This is a genomic window from Streptomyces sp. NBC_00287 (assembly GCF_036173105.1).
In the GTDB taxonomy this organism is placed as follows: Bacteria; Actinomycetota; Actinomycetes; order Streptomycetales; family Streptomycetaceae; genus Streptomyces.
The window spans coordinates 8151768-8169153 of sequence record NZ_CP108053.1; the positions used below are offsets into that span (position 1 = coordinate 8151768).

Genomic DNA, 17386 nt, shown 5'->3' on the forward strand with positions numbered 1-17386 from the left:
TCACCGGGCCCATGGAACGGTCCATGTCATGAGACCGCCGACGATCCGTGACGTGGCCGACCGGGCCGGCGTCTCCAAGTCCCTGGTCTCGCTGGTGCTGCGCGGCTCCGAGCAGGTGCGGCCCGAGAAGCGGGAGGCCGTGCTGCGGGCCGTGCGCGAACTCGGCTACCGGCCGAACACCGCCGCGCGCAGCCTCAGCGAACGGCGCACCCGGACCGTCGGTGTCCTCCTGAACGACCTGCGCAACCCCTGGTTCGTGGACCTGCTCGACGGGCTGAACTCACTCCTGCACGACAACGGCCTGCACATGCTGCTCGCCGACGCCCGGCTCAATCGCCGCACCGGACAGGACCCGGCCGACCCCTTCCTCGACCTGCGCGTCGACGGCCTGGTCGTGGTCGGCACCCTGCCCGACCCGGCCGCGCTCGGGGCGGTCGCCGCGCGGATGCCGGTGGTCGTGGCGGGCGCTCGTGAGGCGGTGCCGCCGCGCGTGGACGTCGTCGCGGGGGACGACGAGCAGGGCGCGCGGCTGGTCACCGAGCACCTCATCGGCCTCGGCCACCGCCGGATCGCGCACATCGCGGGCTACGGCGCGGTCGGCGAACTGCGCCGCCGCAGCTTCGAGGCGACGATGCGGGCGCACGGACTCGCGGACCACGCGCGCGTGGCGCCCAGCGACATGACCGAGGAGGGCGGCTACCGCACGATGGTGCGGCTGCTGGGCCGCCCCGACCGGCCGACCGCCGTGTTCGCCGTCAACGACATCGCCTGCGTCGGCGCGCTGTCGGCGGCCGAGGAACTCGGCCTCGAAGTACCGCGCGACCTGTCCGTCGTCGGCTACGACAACACCAGCATCTCCCGGCTGCGGCACCTGTGGCTGACCACCGTGGACGGCGGCGGCCATGACGTCGGCCGGCGCGCCGCCCGCTGCCTCCTCGACCGCTTCGACCGCCCCGAGGCACCGGGCCGCGTCCATCTGGCCGCCCCCGCGCTGGAGATCCGGGGCACCACGGCCCCGCCGCTCACAGATTGATCGCGTACGCCTTGCGCAGCGTCTCGTGCACCGTCCAGGTCGTACGGTCGCCCTCGCGCAGCACCGCCAGATCGCCGGGCCCCACCTTCAGCGTCGGCCCGCCCTCGACCTCGATGGTGGCCGACCCGCTGATCACCACGAACAGCTCGTCCGCCTCGGTGTCGGTGACGACGCCCGGGGTGATCTGCCAGACCCCGCGGATCCGGCGGCCGTCCTCCGACTCCCAGACCACCTTCCCGGTCACCTCCGGTGTGCCGGAGACGATCTGCTCCGGGGCGAGGGGCTCGGGTTCGAGCTCGGCGTCGGGGACGTGCACAACGAAACTGTGGCTCATGCCCGGACCCTATCCAGCGGGAGTGGATCTCGGCCGTGGACAGAGTGTGGGGTATCGGCCCAGGTGGGAGGACACTTCGTCGCGACTGGCGGGGTGGCCGGGGCCGGGTGATCGTGGAGGGCATGGCGCAGGAGACCACGGTCGCCATCGCACAGCCGCGTCGGCACGACACCCGCGAGGCCGTCCTGTTCGGCGGTGTCTACGGCTCCGTCCTCGCGTGCTCGATGGTCGCGGCCCTCACCCAGTACGGCCACTCCTCCCAGGCCAGCCGCCGCTACGACGCCCTGTGGCTGCTGATCACCGCGCTGGCCTCCGCCCTCGCCCACGGCTATGCCCACTACATCGCCGAGCGCTCGCCGCACAGCCGCTGGGGCGCGCTGCGCGCCCTCGGCGACGAGTGGCCGCTGGTCCTGGCCGTGCTGCCGACGGTCGTGATCCTCGCCGGGGCGGGCTGGGGCTGGTGGCCGGCGAGCCGAGTGGAGTACCCCGCCTTCACCCTGAACATCGCCCTGCTGTTCACCCTGGGCCTGGTCACCGCCCGCTGGTCGCACCGCTCGTGGTTCGTCGCGGTGCTGATCGGCGTGGTGGATGCGCTTCTGGGGGTAGGCGTAGTGGTGGCGAACGCGTTCATCAAGTGACGCGGCAGGTGTCGTACACCAGTGACCACCAGTGACCTCGCCGGACCGACAAGTGACGCGCCACGACCTCGTACGGGAGCGATCGTGAAGGACAAGGACCCCCTCGCATTCATCCACGAGTCCCCGCCCGTGCGGACCGTCCTGCGCCCCGGCGCCGCCACCGCCGCGACCCCCGAGGAGGCCCGGCGGCTGGGCCTGCGACGGCTGCTCGTGCTCTCCGGCCCGCGCGGCGCCGACACCGCGCGGGCCGTCGCGGACTCCCTCGGCCCGCTCTGCGCGGCTGTGCACACCGAGGCGCGGATGCATGTGCCCGTGGAGGTGGCCGACCATGCCGTCGAGGCGGCGCGCGCGGCGGGCGCCGACGGGTGCGTCGCCGTCGGCGGCGGCTCCGCGATCGGCCTCGGCAAGGCCGTGGCCCTGCGCACCGGCCTGCCGCTGATCGCGGTGCCGTCCACCTACTCCGGCTCGGAGATGACCCCGGTCTGGGGCCTGACCGAACACGGCGTGAAACGCACCGGCCGCGACCCCGTCGTACAGCCGCGCAGTGTCGTCTACGACCCGGAACTGACCCTCTCCCTGCCGGTTCCGCTCTCCGTGACCAGCGGTGTCAACGCCATCGCGCACGCCGTTGAGGCCCTGTACGCGCAGGACGCCTCGCCCCTGACCCGGCTGACGGCCGAGGAGGGCGCCAGGGTGATGGCCGCCGCGCTGCCCGCGGTGGCCGACGACCCCGAGTCGCTGGATGCCCGCAGCCGCGCCCTCTACGGGGCCTGGCTGTGCGGGGCGAGCCTGGGCGCCGCCACCATGGGCCTGCATCACAAGCTGTGCCATGTCCTCGGCGGCTCCTTCGACCTGCCGCACGCCGAGACGCACACGCTGGTGCTGCCGCACGTCCTCGCCTTCAACACCCCGGCCGCCCCCGAAGCCGCCGCGGCCGTCGCCCGCGCCCTGAACACGGACGACGCCCCGCGCGCCCTGTGGGAGCTGCCCAGGCGCCTCGGCGCACCGCGCTCTCTCGCCGAACTAGGCCTGTCCGACGCCGACTTGGCGCTCGCGGCGGCACAGACCACGGGCGAGGTGTCCGTCAACCCCCGCCCGGTGACGGCGGACGGGGTGCTGCACGTGCTGCGCGGGGCATACGAGGGTGCGCCGCCGGCGTCGTACGAAACGCTCTGATCCTCAGTCTCGGTCGTCGAAGGTCACGACCACCTTCTCCGCCGCCCCCGGCGTCATCGCGAGCGCGAAGGCCTGCTCCGCCTCGGCGAACGGGACGCGGTGGCTGATCAGCCGGGCGAACCGCTCCTGGTGCTCGATGAGTTGGGGGGTGACCTCGAAGATCTCGGTGGGGTAGCCCTGGGAGGCGATCAGGGTGAGCTCGCTGCGGAGCATGCCGCCGAGGTCGATGGCGTCGGACTTCTTCTGTACGGCGACCATGACCATCTTCGCGCCCCACTTGGCGGAGTCGATGACGGCGTTGAAGACGGCGGGGGCACCGGCGGCGTCGATGTAGATGTCGGTGCCGGCGCGGGGCTGGCCGAGGGCGTTGGCGGCCTCGCCGTGCAGCTCGGTCAGCCGCTCGGTGACGTTCTCCGTCGCGGAGTTGACGACCGCGTCGGCGCCGACCGCGAGCGCGGTCTCCAGGCGCTCCGGGATGACATCGGCGACGACCACATGCTCGACGCCGCGCAGCTTCAGCCAGATCGTGGCGCCCAGACCGATGGGCCCGGCGCCGAAGACGACGACCTTGTCGGACGGCTTCGCCCCCGAGCGGTTGACGCAGTGCAGGGCGACCGCCATGGGCTCGTTGAGCGCGGCCACGTCGAAGGGGACATGGTCCGGGAAGACGGCGACACTTCTGCCGACCTCGGCGTTCTCGATGAGCAGATACTCACTCAGGCCGCCGAGCGGTCCGCCGCAGCCGATGATCCCGGACGGCGCGCCCTGCGGATTGACCACGACCCGGTCGCCGGCCTTCAGTCCCGAGACCTCGGCGCCGACCTCGACGATCTCACCGGCCGGTTCATGCCCGAGGGGGAGGGAGGTCATCGATCCGCCGGGGCCGAAGGGGCCACCGCCCAGGTGCAGGAAGAAGGTGTCGGTGCCGCAGATGCCGCAGGCGCGGATCCGGACGAGGGCGTCCTTGGGGCCGGGCGCGGGACGCTCGGTCTCGATCACGTCGATCTGGTTCTGCGGGCCGGTCTTGACGGACTTCATCGTGGCCATGGGATGACTCGCTTTCCTTTGCTTGCTTTAGGCAAGCATGCGCGGATTGATTAAGTCAAGCAACTGACTGACTCTCCCTTGGGTGAGGCAATACCTCGGACAAAATTGTTGACAATTCTGTTTGGCTAGATTTAGGTTCGACAGGCACTCACTCAGGGAGGGCAACGATGCCGAATGAAGCCCGTCCGAGCACCGGGGAGCAGGCCAAACAGCACGCGCTCGCGCGGCTGCGGCAGGCGATCCTGCACGGCGAGATGGCACCGGCACAGCGGCTGGTGGAGAACGAACTCGCCGAGCAGTTCGGTGTGACACGGGCGAGCATCCGTGCCGCGCTCATCGATCTGGAGGCCCAGGGCCTCGTCGAGCGGATCCGCAATCGCGGTTCGCGGGTGCGGGTGGTGACGGTGGAGGAAGCGGTCGCGATCACCGAGTGCCGCATGGTCCTCGAAGGGCTGTGCGCGGCGAAGGCGGCCGTCGCGGCGAGCGATGAGCAGCTGGCCGAACTCACCGAGCTGGGCACGGCGATGACCAAGGCCGTGGCCGACGGTGAACCGGTCACCTACTCCGACCTCAACCACGAACTGCACACCAGGATCCGGGAGTTCTCCGGCCAGCAGACCGCGCTGGAGCTGCTGGAGCGGCTCAACGCCCAACTGGTGCGCCACCGGTTCCAGTTGGCACTGAGGCCCGGGCGTCCGCAGCAGTCCCTGAGTGAGCATCTGGCGATGATCGAGGCGATCAGGGCCAGGGACCCCGAGGCGGCCGAGGCGGCCGTCCGCGCCCACCTCGGCAGCGTGATCGAGGCGCTGCGCGACTGAACCTCGCGCGAGGCGGGCGCCCACCTGTCATCAAGGAGTTCGCAATCATGACTCAGGCCAACGCGCCCGCCCCGCCACGTTCGACGCTCGTCGTCACCGCGCATGCCGGGGACTTCGTGTGGCGGGCGGGCGGTGCCATCGCCCTGGCCGCCGCCCGCGGGGAGAAGGTCACCGTCGCCTGTCTGACCTTCGGTGAGCGCGGCGAGTCCGCCAAGGCGTGGCGCGAGGGGAAGAAGCTGGCGGAGATCAAGGCGATACGGCGGGACGAGGCCGAGCGGGCCGCCGCCACCCTCGGCGCCGAGGTCCGCTTCTTCGACGCCGGCGACTACCCGCTGATCGCTACGCCGGAGCTGACCGACCAGCTCGTCGAGGTCTACCGCGAAACTCAGCCGGAGGTCGTCCTCACCCACCCCACCGAGGACCCGTACAACCGCGACCACCCCGCCGCCAACCGCATGGCCCTGGAGGCCCGGGTGCTCGCCCAGGCCATCGGCTACCCGGGCAAGGGCGAGATCATCGGCGCCCCGCCGGTCTTCTTCTTCGAGCCCCACCAGCCCGAGATGAGCGGCTTCAAGCCCGAGGTACTCCTCGACATCACCGAGGCCTGGGAAACCAAGCGCAAGGCCATGGAGTGCCTCGGCGCCCAGCAGCATCTGTGGGACTACTACACCGACCTCGCCGTCCGGCGCGGCGTCCAGCTCAAGCGCAATGCCGGACCCAATCTGGGTCTCGCCCACAAGACCATGGCCGAGGCGTACATGCGTCCTTACCCGCAGATCGCGAAGGAGCTGGCATGAGCGGCGTCATCGTCACCGGCCCGCCCAAGGCGGACGCGAAGGATGTCGAGGCGCTCGCCGGGTTCGGGGTGGCCACCGTCAGTGAGGCGATGGGGCGAACGGGCCTGCTCGGTCCGGGAATTCGCCCGATCCAGCAGGGCGTACGGGTCGCCGGTACCGCGGTGACCGTGCTCAGCTGGCCCGGCGACAACCTCATGATCCACGCCGCCGTGGAGCAGTGCGGCGAGGGGGACGTCCTGGTCGTCACCACCACATCGCCCTCCACGGACGGCATGTTCGGCGAGCTGTTCGCGACCGCGCTCCAACAGCGGGGCGTCAAGGGGCTCGTGATCAACGCGGGCATCCGGGACACCCAGGAGCTGCGCGAGATGGACTTCCCGGCCTGGTCCCGTGCGGTCTCGGCGCAGGGCACGGTTAAGGCGACCGGCGGCTCAGTCAATGTCCCCGTCGCCATCGACGGCCAGATGATCCGCCCCGGCGATGTGATCCTCGCCGACGACGACGGCGTGGTCGTCGTTCCCCGCGAACGCGCCCGGGAGACGGCCGAGAAGTCCGAGGCCCGCGAGGCCAAGGAGGAGAGGTCGCGGGCGGCGTTCCTGGACGGCCAACTGGGCCTGGACCGTTATGGGTTGCGGGAGACGCTGGTTCGGCTGGGCGTGACATACCAGTCGTACGAGGAGTACGCGGGAGAGCGACCGTGAGCTCTCTGCCCGACGGGCTGCCCTGTCTGCTGATGCGCGGCGGGACCTCCAAGGGCGCCTACTTCCTCGCCGGTGACCTGCCCGCCGAACCGGCCGCCCGGGACGAGCTGCTGCTGCGGATCATGGGCAGTCCGGATGCGCGTCAGATCGACGGGCTCGGCGGAGCCCACCCGCTCACCAGCAAGGTGGCCGTGGTGTCGCCGTCGGCCGACCCGCACGCCGATGTCGACTACCTCTTCCTCCAAGTGGCCGTCGACAGACCCGAGGTGAGTGACCGTCAGAACTGCGGGAACATCTTCGCCGGGATCGGCCCCTTTGCCGTGGAGCGGGGGCTCGTCGCGGCGGGGGAGCGGGAGACCGTCGTCCGTATCCGCATGGTCAACTCCGGTGACTACGCGACGGCGACCTTCCCGACGCCGGGCGGCCGGGTCGACTACACGGGGGATGCCGAGATCTCGGGCGTGCCCGGGACGGCCGCGCCCGTGGTGATCGAGTTCCCGCCGGGCGCCTCGGCCCTGCTGCCCACCGGACACGTCCGGGACGAGATCGACGGCGTGCAGGTGACCTGCGTGGACAACGGTATGCCGACGGTTCTCATGGCGGCCACCGCGCTCAAGGTCACCGGGTACGAGTCACCCGAGGACCTGGAGGAGGACACCGAACTCGCGGCCCGACTACGGGCGATCCGGCTGAAGGCGGGCCGCCTCATGGGCCTCGGTGATGTGTCCGAGACCACCGTCCCGAAGCTGACGCTGCTCGCCCCGCCCCGCCACGGCGGTGCCGTCACCACGCGCACCTTCATCCCCGTACGCTGCCACACCTCGATCGGGGTGCTGGGCGCGGCCAGTGTGGCCGCGGGCCTGCGGATCGACCGAGGCGTGGGCGCCGACCTGGCTCGGCTCGACCCCGGCTGCGACCGCGTCCGTATCGAACACCCCACGGGCTTCCTGGACATCGAGAGCAGCCTCGGCACCGATGCCGAAGGACGGCCGTCCGCCCGCCGTACCGCCGTGGTCCGCACGGCTCGCAAGATCTTCGACGGCACCGTCTTCCCCAGGGCCGCCGCCGCACAACCCCTTGGAGGTCCCCGATGACTCCGCCGCTCGGCGACATCGCCCACATCGGCCATGCCCAACTCTTCACCCCCGACCTGGACGCCGGCGTCGCCTTCTTCACCGACTATCTGGGCCTGACGGTCAATCACCAGCAAGGCGACAACGTCTACTTGCGGACCTTCGACGACTACGAGCACCACAGCCTGGTCCTCACCGCCCGCGACCGGCCCGGCCTCGGCCGACTCGCCCTGCGCACCTCGAGCGAAGAGGCACTGCACCGTCGTATCAAGGCAGTTGAGGAGTCGGGCGGCTCCGGACACTGGGTCGAGGACCAGCCCGGCCTCGGCAAGCTGTATGTCACCACCGACCCCGACGGCCATGAACACGCCCTGTACTGGGAGAGCGAACACTACGAGGCGCCCGAGGAGTTGAGGCCTGCGCTGAAGAACCAGCCGCAGGCCAAACCGAATCGGGGCGTGGGCGTACGACGGCTCGACCACATCAACTTCCTCGCCGCCGACGTGCTCGCCAACGCCGAGTTCCAGCAACGCGTGCTCGGCGCCCGGCCGACGGAACAGATCCGGCTCGACAGCGGGAAGATCGCGGCGCGCTGGCTGACGTACACGAACAAGTCGTACGACGTCGTCTACACCTCGGACTGGACCGGCAGCGCGGGGCGGCTGCACCACATCGCCTTCGCCACCGACACCCGCGAGGACATCCTGCGCGCCGCCGATCTCGCCATCGACAGCGGGGTGTTCATCGAGACGGGACCGCACAAGCACGCCATCCAGCAGACGTTCTTCCTCTACGTCTACGAGCCGGGCGGCAACCGGATCGAGCTGTGCAATCCGCTCACCCGGCTGGTGCTGGCGCCCGACTGGCCGCTGATCACCTGGACCGAGGAGGAGCGGAAGAAGGGACAGGCCTGGGGCCTGAAGACCATCGAGTCCTTCCATACGCACGGGACGCCACCGGTCGCGTAGCGCGATCGCGTCAGGGCCGTACCGGTCGGGCGGCGAGATTGTCGATGAGATTGTTGACAAAAACGTTGACTCTTTCGTACGGCTCCAGCATGCTGGTCGGCGCCCTGACCGCCGGTACCGTCGCGGACCGGATCGGGCGCAAGAAGCTGATGGTCTCCTGCGTGGTCCTGTTCTCGCTGGCCTCGGGCGGGTGCGCGATCGCCGACTCCGTCGCGGTCTTCGGCCTCGGCCGGACGCTGGCGGGCGTCGGCCTCGGTGGGCTGCTCCCCACCGCGATCAGCATGGTCTCCGACTACGCTCCGCGCGGCCGCGGCGCGATCATCATCGGCCTGCTGATGACCGCCCACCACGCGGGCGGCATCCCCTCCGCCTACGTCGCCAAGTGGCTCATCGAGCCGGCCGGCTGGCGCGCCGCCTTCTGGGTCTGTGTGCTCCCGCTGCTCTTCGCCCCCGTGCTCGCCAAGTTCCTGCCCGAGTCCCTGAGCTTCCTTCTCGCCAAGGGCCGCACCGAGGAGGCCCGCGCCCTGGCCGTCCGCTACGACGTCGAACTCCCCGCAGCCAAGACCGACAAGCCGGGCTCCGCCGACCGCTGGGCCAACCTCGTGGGCCTGTTCCGCGGCGGCGAGTGGATGCAGACCCTGCTGTACTGGCTCGCCTCCTTCGGCGGACTGCTGCTGGTCTACGGCGTCGCCACCTGGCTGCCCACCCTGATGCGCGCCGAGGGCTACGAGCTGGGCTCCGCGCTGACCTTCGTCGTCGTCTTCAACCTCGGCGGCATCGTGGGCATGCTGGTGGCCGGCCGCGCCGCCGACCGCTTCGGCGCCCCGCGTATCTCCGCGATCTGGTTCGCGCTGACCGCGGCCGGGGTGTTCCTGCTCAGCGTCCATATGCCGCTCGGGGTGACCATGACGGTCGTCTTCCTCACCGGGGTGTTCCTCAACAGCGCCCAGACGATGATCTACGCGACGGTCTCGATCCGCTCGACCCCCGAGAACCGCGCCACCGCCGTCGGCTGGACCTCCGGCATGGGCCGCTTCGGCGCCGTCTTCGGACCGTGGCTCGGCGGCCAGCTGCTCGCCGCGAACAACGGGGATTGGGGCTTCACCGCCTTCGCGCTCGCCGGTCTGTCGTCCATGGTCTTCATCGGGATCGCCGCGCTGCGGGGCGGGCGCAAGACCACCTCCGACAGCACTCCGCAGGAGCTGGTCACCACGCACTGAGCAGGCGTGACGCCGGCCACCGCGTGAAGAGGCGGGGCCGGCGTCGTCGTAAGGTCTGCACCTATGCATGACGAAAGAGACCCGCGGATCGGGCGAGCCGCACTGATCGGTGCCGTCGTCGGTGCGCTGCTCTGCGGTGCGATCGCCTTGGGCGGCCTGGCCAAGCTCCACGCGCCGGGGTGGGCTGGGGCGATCGGGGTCCTCATGATCCTGGGGCTCGGCGCCTGGACCGGCACGAGCATCGGCCGCCGGCGTGGCGTACGCGACGCGGTTCTCGAACCGGGGGAGGAAGTGCTCGGCACCTACACGGTCCGGCCCCCGTATGCCGAACACACCCCGCCCGATCTCCACAACGGCCCGCAGTACGCGGTGCGGGTGACCACGCTTGGCATCCAGCTGTGGGAGCGCTCGGTGCTGCTGTGGCGGTACCCGTGGCCGGAACTGCGCGTCCTCGTCGACGGTCCGCGGCTGCGGCTGCACCGCGAGGGTGAGGAGGTCGGGACCCTGCTGCTGGAGCCGCCCGGCAGCGTGCACGAGATCGTGGCGGCCGCCCGGCGATACGGGACCGGCTGAGTTCCGGGCCCCTTACGCACATTCGCGGCCACCGAGGTGTGGACGGATGTCTTGAGGGCCGCGGTCTGGATGATCTCCGAGCCTCGGCGACGACCGTACGGGCCGCCCGAGTACGCGCCGGTCAAGAGCAAGGCGGCCGGCAATTACATGATCGGCACGGTCAGCAAGAACGAGGCCCTGCGCGCCGGTTTCGACGACGCCCTGCTCCTCGACGACCGCGGCAATCTGCCGGTCAGCCGCATCGATGATCATTACTACGACCTCGGCGGCAACGACCTGCTGCGCGGGATCATCACCGGATACCGGCAACTGATCGAGGCAGCAGGCTCCACCAGGGAGCCGTAAGAGCAGAGGCGCGTGCATGGGAGCGGTAGAGGCTCTGGAGAAGCTGGCACCGGTGGTGCTTGCCTTCGGCTGCGGGGTCGTCCTCGCGAGGCGGAAGGTCGTACCGGCCGAGAGCTCGAAGGTCTTCGCGGACTACGCCTTCCTCTTCGCCGTGCCCTGCTTCCTGTTCGGGAACATCTACCGCAGCGATCTCGGGGCGCTGTTCGACTGGCGGGCCATCACCGGCTACGCGACCGCGGCCGGCGCCGCGGCCGTACTCACCGGAGTGGTGGCCCGGGCCAGGGGCGTACGCGATCCCCGCGGGGTGGCGCTGCGCATCATGGCCGCCGTCCAGGTGAACACGGCCTATTTCGCCGTGCCGGTATTCATCATGCTGTTCGGGGACGCGGCACCGATCTTCCCGGTGCTGCTGTTCCAGGTCTGCATCCTGTCCCTGGTCATCATCTCGATCATGGAGTTGGGGCGCACGGACCGCGTCGGCAGCCCGGCGCGGCGGCTCGGATCGGCCGTCACCGCCTCGCTGTTGACCCCTGTGGTCATCGCCTGCAACGCCGGGATCCTGCTCAACCTGATGCCCGTGACGGTGCCGGGGGTGGTGCTCGACAGCTTCGCGTTCGTCGGCGACAGCGCCTCGCCCGTGGCGCTGTTCGCCCTCGGACTGCACCTCGGCGGCAGCGGCCTGAAGGTGCGCGGCACCACCTTGGAGGAGATATGGATCATCGCCTTCAAATGCGTCGCCTTCCCGCTGATCACCTACGTGGTGTGTCACCACCTCTTCGGCGTCGGGGGCGAGTGGCTCGGCTACCTCGTCCTCATAGCGGCCATGCCCGCGCCGCAGAACCTGTTCATCTTCGCCCAGCGCTACGACGTCGGCGTCGACTTGTCCGCCGCCCTCGTCATCAAGAGCTCGGTCGTCGCACTGCTCCTGCTCCCGCTGTGGACGCAGTGGGCGGGGCGGACGGCCTGAGCGCCGTATGGCCATCACCCGTGAAAGGCACCACGGTGGCCGAGATCCGCCAGGCCGTACTGACGCATCGCGTCGTGTTCTTCCGGGGCCAAGACCTCACCCACGCCCAGCACATCGCCTTCGGCCGCCGCTTCGGCGCGCTGACCCGGCGCCCCGGCAAGAAGCACGGTATCCACCCCGAAGGCCACCCGGAGATCCTCACCGTCGACCCCAAGCGCGACATCGAGCGCTGCGGCGCCGACTTCGAGCAGCACTACCGCCGCAAGTGGCTCTCCCCGCTCGCGGGTTGGCCGCGAGATCCTCAAGATCTACTGCGAGGACCCGCAGGTCGCCGTCCACCCGGTGGTACGCGTCCACCCCGAGACCGGCGAGAAGGCGCTCTTCATCAGCCCGGGCTCGACCACCCGCATCACCGGGTTCACCGAGCTGGAGAGTCGCCATCTGCTGGACCTGCTCTTCCAGCACATGACCAGCACGGAGAACACGGTCCGCTTCCGCTGGGAGCCCGGCTCCATCGCCCTTCTGGGACAACCGCACCACCTGCCATCTCGCCCCCACCGACCCGGAACAGGCGGTCATGCCGTTGCCGCTGGGCGGTGCGAAGGGCTCGGGCATGTCGCTCGCCTTCGAGCTGCTCACCAGCGTGCTCGTCGGGGCGCCGAACTTCTCCGCCTTCCACTCGGACGACCCACAGGGCCGTAAGCACCGCCAGAACGCCCTGCTCATCGCCGTGGACCCGGCGGCCTTCGGGGATCCGGGCGCCTTCACGGCGGCGGTGGACGACACCTTGGCCACGCTCAAGGGGCCCGGCGAGCGCAGCGCCGCCGTGGCCGCCGAGCGGGCCGAACAGGGGATCCCGGTCACGCCGAAGGTGTGGCGCGAACTGACGGAGGCGGCCGGCAGGTTCGGCATCACACCGCCGCCCGCCTGAGAAGACGGTCGCCGGCCGACCCGGGGGACGGCCGGCAACTCCTCCGGGCAGACCGGAGCATCCGGCCGCATACGGTAAGGTTTACCTGCATGTTCTCGCGGGCCACCGCGAGAAGGGCACCGGGACGTGGCGCAGCTTGGTAGCGCACTTGACTGGGGGTCAAGGGGTCGCAGGTTCAAATCCTGTCGTCCCGACTTGCGGAACAGCAGGTCAGAAGTGGCAGGTCAGAGGTCGTAGCGGTAGCCCGCTACGACCTCTGACCTTTTTTGCTCAGGGGCCTGGCCAGGCCGGCGCGACTGCCTATCCGAGCCAGGCCTTGACCTTGTCGGGGTTCGCGTCCACCCACTTCTTCGCCGCCGCCTCCGGCGTCATCTTGTCCAGCGCTATGGATTTCGCCACCGTATTCTGGTCATCGTTGGTCCACTTGAAGTTCTTCACCAGGTCGTAGGCCGGGCTGCCCGACTCGGCGAACTTCGCGCTGACGATCTTGTCGAGGTCGAACACGGGATAGTCGCAGGCGACCTTCGCCGGATCGGCGTCACAGCCCTTCGTGTACCTGGGCAGCTCGACGTGGACCAGCGGCACCTCCGAGAAGAACCACTGCGGCTCGTAGAAGTAGCCGATCACCCATTTCTTGTTCTGCTCGGCGTCCCGGAAGGCCTGGATGAGCGCGGTCTCGCTGCCCGCGTACACCACCTTGAAGTCCAGCTTCAGGTTCTTGACCAGGGCCTCGTCGTTGGTCTGGTACGACGGGTCGCCGTCGAGGAGCTGGCCCTTGCCGCCCGACTCGGAGGTCTTGAAGTTGGCCGCGTACTTGTTGAGGTTCTTCCAGTCGGTGATGTCCGGGTACTTCTTCACGATCCACGGCGGGAGGTACCAGCCGATGATGCCCTTGTTGCCGGTCGAGCCGAGATCGACGGCGGTCTTCTGCTGGGTGATGTACTTCTTTTTCAGGTCCTCGTGGCCCCAGTTCTCCAGGATGGCGTCGACCTCGCCCGTCTCGAACCCCTGCCAGCCGATCTCCGCCTTCAGGTCCTTCTTCTCCACCGTGCAGCCGAGTTCGTGTTCGGCGACATACGCGACGACCGCCGCGTCCGCCTCGTAGCCCACCCACGGGTTGACCGCGAGGTTGAACGTGCCGCACTTGCCCGAGCTGTCGGAAGCCGAGGAGCTGTCATCGCCCACCTTCGTCCCGCCGCACGCGGTGAGGGTGAGGCCGAGGACGGCCAGGCCGGCTGTGCCGGTTCTCCATGGTCTTGTCATGGTGTTGTGCTCCTTACGCGTCCGCGCGTTGCGCTGAGGGCTGAGGGCTGAGTGAGGGTGTCGAAGTCCAGGGCGCACCGGAACCCGACATTGCCGGTTGCCGAGTCCGGGAACAGGCCTTGCCTCGCGGCGACCCGGTACCGGCGGCAGTAGGAGGCATGGCACAGGTAGGAGCCACCCTTGGCGACGCGCCGCTGTTCCTGGCGCGTGAGGGAGAACTGGTCCTCGCACCATTCCCAGACGTTGCCGGTGGCGTTGTACAGGCCGAAGCCGCCCGGCTCGTAGGCGTCGACCGGGCAGGTGCCGTACCAGCCGTCGGCCGTCGGGTGCCGGTTCGGGAAGTCGCCCTGCCAGACGTTCATCCGGGGGCGGCCGCCCGGTTCGAGCTCGTCGCCCCAGGGGAACACCTTGCCGTGCAGTCCCCCTCGGGCGGCGCGTTCCCATTCCGCCTCGGTGGGCAGGCGCTTGCCGGCCCATGCGCAGTAGGCGCGGGCGTCGTCCCAGTCGACGTGGACGACGGGATGGTCCGGTCGGTTCTCCCAGGTGGAGTGCGGTCCGTCGGGACGGCGCCAGTTGGCCCGCTCGACCTGGCGCCACCAGGGGGCGCCCACCACGCCCCGGGTCGGCGGGAAGTCGTCCGGGAGCAGGCCGGCGAAGACGAACGACCAGCCGATCCGCTCGGCGGAGGAGCGGTACCCGGTCGCGGCGGCGAAGCGCGCGAACTGTGCGTTGGACACCGTGCAGGCGTCCATCCAGAAGGCATCCACGTGCACGGTCCGCACCGGACCTTCCCCGTCGGCCGGGTAGGCGAGCGCGTCCTGGCTTCCCATGAGGAACTCGCCGGCAGGCACGGCCACCATGCCCTCGGTGGTCGAAGGGCGGACCAAGGTGCTCGGGGTCGGTGGCCGGTCCCCGCGGCCGCCGGACGGCGCACAGCAGCTCACTGGGCCCCCATGACGCGCCGGTGCAGCCCACCCTCGAAGTCCGACGGGTCGCCGGCCGCCGGGTCCAGGTCGATGCGCACGGTGTGCACGGTGCCCGTGAACTCGTTGTCGAGGACGGGATAATCGTCGGTCACTGGCGTACTGAGGTCCACTCCTACGTCGAGCGTCTCGTCGAACGAGAAGTAGTACGGGATGGTCCGCTCGACGCGTCCGGTCGCCCGCCGTTCGCCGTCCACCAGGAGCACGGTGGTCCCGCCCCTGCCGAGTCCGCCGCCGTCGTAGCCGAACTCGAGCCGTACCTCGTGCCGTCCCGGTGTCAGTGGTTCGTCGGCGCGCACGGTGTACAGGCTCATCCCGAAGTAGTTGTAGGCGTAGGCCGGTCTGCCCTCGGTGACGTACAGGCTCCAGCCGCCGAACCGGCCGCCCTGCGCGATGAGTACGCCCTCGGCGGTCGTGTCCGGCACGTCGATGTCCGCGGTGATGCTGTGCGAGCGGTTCTTGACGTTGGGGGTGGTCTCCTCCGTGAACCGCCGCATTCCGCCGCGGTAGGTCACGGACGTGCGGTCGCCGAGGAGGTCGATCCGCCCGGCCACGGCGGGGTTCTCCCGTTCGGTGACCCGGTCGTCCAGCGGGAAGACCTGGTACTTGGCCGCTTCGATCAGGAACAGATCCTGCAACTGGCGCAACTTCTCGGGGTGTTCGCGGGCGAGGTCGTGCGCCTGGCTCCAGTCCTTGTTCAGGTCGTAGAGCTCCCAGACGTCGTCGGAGAACCGACGGCTGCGGTCCGGCACCATCTCCCAGGGGATGCCGTGCCGGGTGACCGCCATCCAGCCCTGGTGGTAGATGCCCCGATTGCCGCACATCTCGAAGTACTGGGTGTGATGGAACTCGGGCGCCCGCGGATCGGCCAGCGTGCGCCACATGCTCGTCCCCTCCAGGGGCTGCTGGGGCACCCCGTCGACGCTGAACGGTGCCGGGACCCCCGCACAGTCCAGAATCGTCGGCAGTACGTCGATCACGTGCGAGAACTGGTGGCGCAGGCCGCCGCCTTCGGGGACTCCTCGGGGCCAGTGCAGGATCATGCCGTCCCGGGTGCCGCCGAAGTGCGAGGCCACCTGCTTGGTCCACTGGTAGGGGGTGTTGAGCGCCAGCGCCCAGCCCGCGGGGGCGATCGGATAGCTGTGGGGCCCGCCGATCTCGTCGAGGTGGTCGATCATCTCGTCGGGGTCGTCCACGATGCCGTGCCCGAGCCGGTGCTCGACGATCGTGCCCTCGATGCCGCCCTCGCCGGAGGCGCCGTTGTCGCCGAGGATGTAGAGGACGAGGGTGTTGTCCAGCTCGCCGAGCTCCTCCAGCGCGTCGAGGAATCTGCCGACCTGCACGTCGGCGTGTTCGGTGAACCCGGCGAACGTCTCCATGAACCGGACCGCCAACCGGCGCTGGTTGTCGGAGAGTTCGTCCCAGTGGGGAACGCCCTCCGCCCAGCTCGCGAGTTCCGCGTCCTGGGGCACGACCCCGAGTTCCTTCTGCCGTTGCAGGGTCAGCTCGCGTTGGCGGTCCCAGCCGTGGTCGAAGTGTCCGCGGTACTTCTCCTGCCACTCCGGGGCGACATGCAGGGGCGCGTGCGCGGCACCGAGGGCGAGGTAGGTGAGGAAGGGGCGGCCCGGGGTCAGTGTGCGCTGGGTGCGGACCCAGTCGATGGCGTGGTCGACGAGGTCCTCGGAGAGGTGGTAGCCGTCCTCGGGCCGGCGGTCCGGCTCGACGGGGGTGGTGCCCTGGTACAGCAGCGGGTACCAGTGGTTCATCTCGGCGCCCATGAACCCGTAGAAGGTGTCGAAGCCCTCCCCGGTCGGCCAGCGGTCGAAGGGCCCGACCGCGCTGATCTCCCGCGGCGGGGTCTGATGCCATTTGCCGAAGGCGGCCGTGCTGTAGCCGTTGCCCTGGAGGATCTGGGCCATGGTGGCCGCGCTGCGCGGCCGGAATCCGTTGTAGCCGGGGGCCGCCGTGGTCATCTCGGTGGTGCCGCCCATGCCGACCGAGTGGTGGTTGCGGCCGGTCAGCAGGGCCTGCCGGGTCGGCGAGCACAGGGCCGTCACATGGAAGCGGGTGTAGCGCAGCCCGTTTCCGGCGAGGCGCTCCGCGGCGGGCATCTCGCAGGGCCCGCCGAACGCGCTGGACGTACCGAAGCCGAGGTCGTCGACCAGCACGATCACCACGTTCGGGGCGCCCGGGGGAGGGGGAACCGGTCCGATCGGGGTGAAGGGGGTCTCCTGGTCGTGGACGTCCATCGCGGTGGTGAGCGGCCGGCGGCTGTCCGGGCGCGGGAGTATGTGCCGTCCGGCATCGAACTCAGTCATGTATTTCTCCGATGCGATGCCCGGCGGGGAAATGTCACACGCTCTTCGCGTGGCCGAATTACCGGCGTAATGAAACGCACTCGGGGGCGGTCCGGGAATCCCGCCGACTTTCGTGCAGCAAAAATGGCAGTCACCGCCGACAGCGGTCAATAAGCCGCCTTGAATCCTCTTGAACCGGTTTTGAATGGGGGCGGTAGAAAA

General features: G+C 69.9%; 19 protein-coding genes, 1 tRNA gene and 1 pseudogene. 16 read left to right on the forward strand and 5 right to left on the reverse strand.

The window, feature by feature from the left end:
* Positions 1 to 28: 28 nt before the first annotated feature.
* A complete protein-coding gene (locus OHT76_RS36945; RefSeq protein ID WP_328875223.1) occupies positions 29 to 1033 on the forward strand; it encodes a LacI family DNA-binding transcriptional regulator in 1005 nt (334 codons plus the stop codon).
* Here the strand turns inward: OHT76_RS36945 and OHT76_RS36950 are convergent.
* Positions 1023 to 1367 carry a cupin domain-containing protein gene (locus OHT76_RS36950; protein ID WP_328875224.1) on the reverse strand — a complete coding sequence of 115 codons (345 nt, stop codon included), beginning with the start codon at positions 1365 to 1367 and terminating at the stop codon, positions 1023 to 1025. The two genes, OHT76_RS36945 and OHT76_RS36950, sit on opposite strands and share 11 nt — an antisense overlap.
* A gap of 122 nt (positions 1368 to 1489) precedes the next feature.
* Between OHT76_RS36950 and OHT76_RS36955 the strand changes: the two genes are divergently transcribed.
* Positions 1490 to 2005, forward strand: coding sequence for a hypothetical protein (locus OHT76_RS36955; protein WP_328875225.1), 516 nt, complete (start codon positions 1490 to 1492; stop codon positions 2003 to 2005).
* An 84-nt stretch (positions 2006 to 2089) separates the two neighbouring features.
* A complete protein-coding gene (locus tag OHT76_RS36960; RefSeq protein ID WP_328875226.1) occupies positions 2090 to 3181 on the forward strand; it encodes a maleylacetate reductase in 1092 nt (363 codons plus the stop codon).
* A 3-nt stretch (positions 3182 to 3184) separates the two neighbouring features.
* Here the strand turns inward: OHT76_RS36960 and OHT76_RS36965 are convergent, their stop codons facing one another.
* Entirely contained in the window at positions 3185 to 4228 is a 1044-nt protein-coding gene (locus OHT76_RS36965; RefSeq protein ID WP_328875227.1) for a zinc-dependent alcohol dehydrogenase, read from the reverse strand.
* A gap of 167 nt (positions 4229 to 4395) precedes the next feature.
* Between OHT76_RS36965 and OHT76_RS36970 the strand changes: the two genes are divergently transcribed.
* The 13 genes and pseudogenes from OHT76_RS36970 to OHT76_RS37020 all read left to right on the forward strand — a co-directional run bounded on the left by OHT76_RS36970 (position 4396) and on the right by OHT76_RS37020 (position 12815).
* The gene (locus tag OHT76_RS36970; RefSeq protein WP_328875228.1) at positions 4396 to 5046 is read left to right on the forward strand and encodes a GntR family transcriptional regulator; all 651 of its coding nucleotides are present in this window, start codon (positions 4396 to 4398) and stop codon (positions 5044 to 5046) included.
* 47 nt (positions 5047 to 5093) lie between these two features.
* Entirely contained in the window at positions 5094 to 5843 is a 750-nt protein-coding gene (locus OHT76_RS36975) for a PIG-L deacetylase family protein (RefSeq protein WP_328875229.1), read from the forward strand.
* Positions 5840 to 6544 (forward strand): 4-carboxy-4-hydroxy-2-oxoadipate aldolase/oxaloacetate decarboxylase, encoded by a 705-nt coding sequence (locus OHT76_RS36980; protein WP_328875230.1) that lies wholly within the window; start codon positions 5840 to 5842, stop codon positions 6542 to 6544. The genes OHT76_RS36975 and OHT76_RS36980 overlap by 4 nt, the downstream gene beginning before the upstream one ends.
* A gap of 32 nt (positions 6545 to 6576) precedes the next feature.
* Positions 6577 to 7638, forward strand: a complete 1062-nt coding sequence (locus OHT76_RS36985; protein WP_443049944.1) for a 4-oxalomesaconate tautomerase — start codon at positions 6577 to 6579, stop codon at positions 7636 to 7638.
* Positions 7635 to 8585, forward strand: a complete 951-nt coding sequence (locus tag OHT76_RS36990; RefSeq protein WP_328875232.1) for a catechol 2,3-dioxygenase — start codon at positions 7635 to 7637, stop codon at positions 8583 to 8585. The genes OHT76_RS36985 and OHT76_RS36990 overlap by 4 nt, the downstream gene beginning before the upstream one ends.
* 44 nt (positions 8586 to 8629) lie before the next feature.
* Positions 8630 to 9805, forward strand: a complete 1176-nt coding sequence (locus OHT76_RS36995) for an MFS transporter (RefSeq protein WP_443049880.1) — start codon at positions 8630 to 8632, stop codon at positions 9803 to 9805.
* A gap of 63 nt (positions 9806 to 9868) precedes the next feature.
* Positions 9869 to 10378, forward strand: a complete 510-nt coding sequence (locus tag OHT76_RS37000) for a hypothetical protein (RefSeq protein ID WP_328875233.1) — start codon at positions 9869 to 9871, stop codon at positions 10376 to 10378.
* A 69-nt stretch (positions 10379 to 10447) separates the two neighbouring features.
* Entirely contained in the window at positions 10448 to 10723 is a 276-nt protein-coding gene (locus OHT76_RS37005) for a hypothetical protein (RefSeq protein WP_328875234.1), read from the forward strand.
* A 16-nt stretch (positions 10724 to 10739) separates the two neighbouring features.
* Entirely contained in the window at positions 10740 to 11690 is a 951-nt protein-coding gene (locus tag OHT76_RS37010; RefSeq protein ID WP_328875235.1) for an AEC family transporter, read from the forward strand.
* A 35-nt stretch (positions 11691 to 11725) separates the two neighbouring features.
* A pseudogene (locus OHT76_RS44210) lies at positions 11726 to 11839 on the forward strand (TauD/TfdA family dioxygenase); the annotation flags it as partial.
* 193 nt (positions 11840 to 12032) lie between these two features.
* Entirely contained in the window at positions 12033 to 12392 is a 360-nt protein-coding gene (locus tag OHT76_RS44215) for a TauD/TfdA dioxygenase family protein (protein ID WP_443049881.1), read from the forward strand.
* Positions 12274 to 12621, forward strand: a complete 348-nt coding sequence (locus tag OHT76_RS44220; RefSeq protein WP_443049945.1) for an Ldh family oxidoreductase — start codon at positions 12274 to 12276, stop codon at positions 12619 to 12621. Before OHT76_RS44215 ends, OHT76_RS44220 begins: the two co-directional genes overlap by 119 nt.
* Positions 12622 to 12741: 120 nt before the next feature.
* A tRNA-Pro gene (locus OHT76_RS37020) sits at positions 12742 to 12815 on the forward strand.
* Positions 12816 to 12921: 106 nt separating this feature from the next.
* On the opposite strand, the gene OHT76_RS37025 is transcribed toward OHT76_RS37020, so the two are convergent.
* The 3 genes from OHT76_RS37025 to OHT76_RS37035 all read right to left on the reverse strand — a co-directional run bounded on the left by OHT76_RS37025 (position 12922) and on the right by OHT76_RS37035 (position 17185).
* The gene (locus OHT76_RS37025) at positions 12922 to 13884 is read right to left on the reverse strand and encodes an ABC transporter substrate-binding protein (RefSeq protein WP_328875236.1); all 963 of its coding nucleotides are present in this window, start codon (positions 13882 to 13884) and stop codon (positions 12922 to 12924) included.
* Positions 13881 to 14744, reverse strand: coding sequence for a formylglycine-generating enzyme family protein (locus OHT76_RS37030; protein WP_328875237.1), 864 nt, complete (start codon positions 14742 to 14744; stop codon positions 13881 to 13883). Before OHT76_RS37030 ends, OHT76_RS37025 begins: the two co-directional genes overlap by 4 nt.
* An 80-nt stretch (positions 14745 to 14824) precedes the next feature.
* Positions 14825 to 17185: an arylsulfatase gene (locus OHT76_RS37035; RefSeq protein WP_328875238.1), complete on the reverse strand. Its 2361-nt coding sequence runs from the start codon at positions 17183 to 17185 to the stop codon at positions 14825 to 14827.
* Positions 17186 to 17386: the final 201 nt, after the last annotated feature.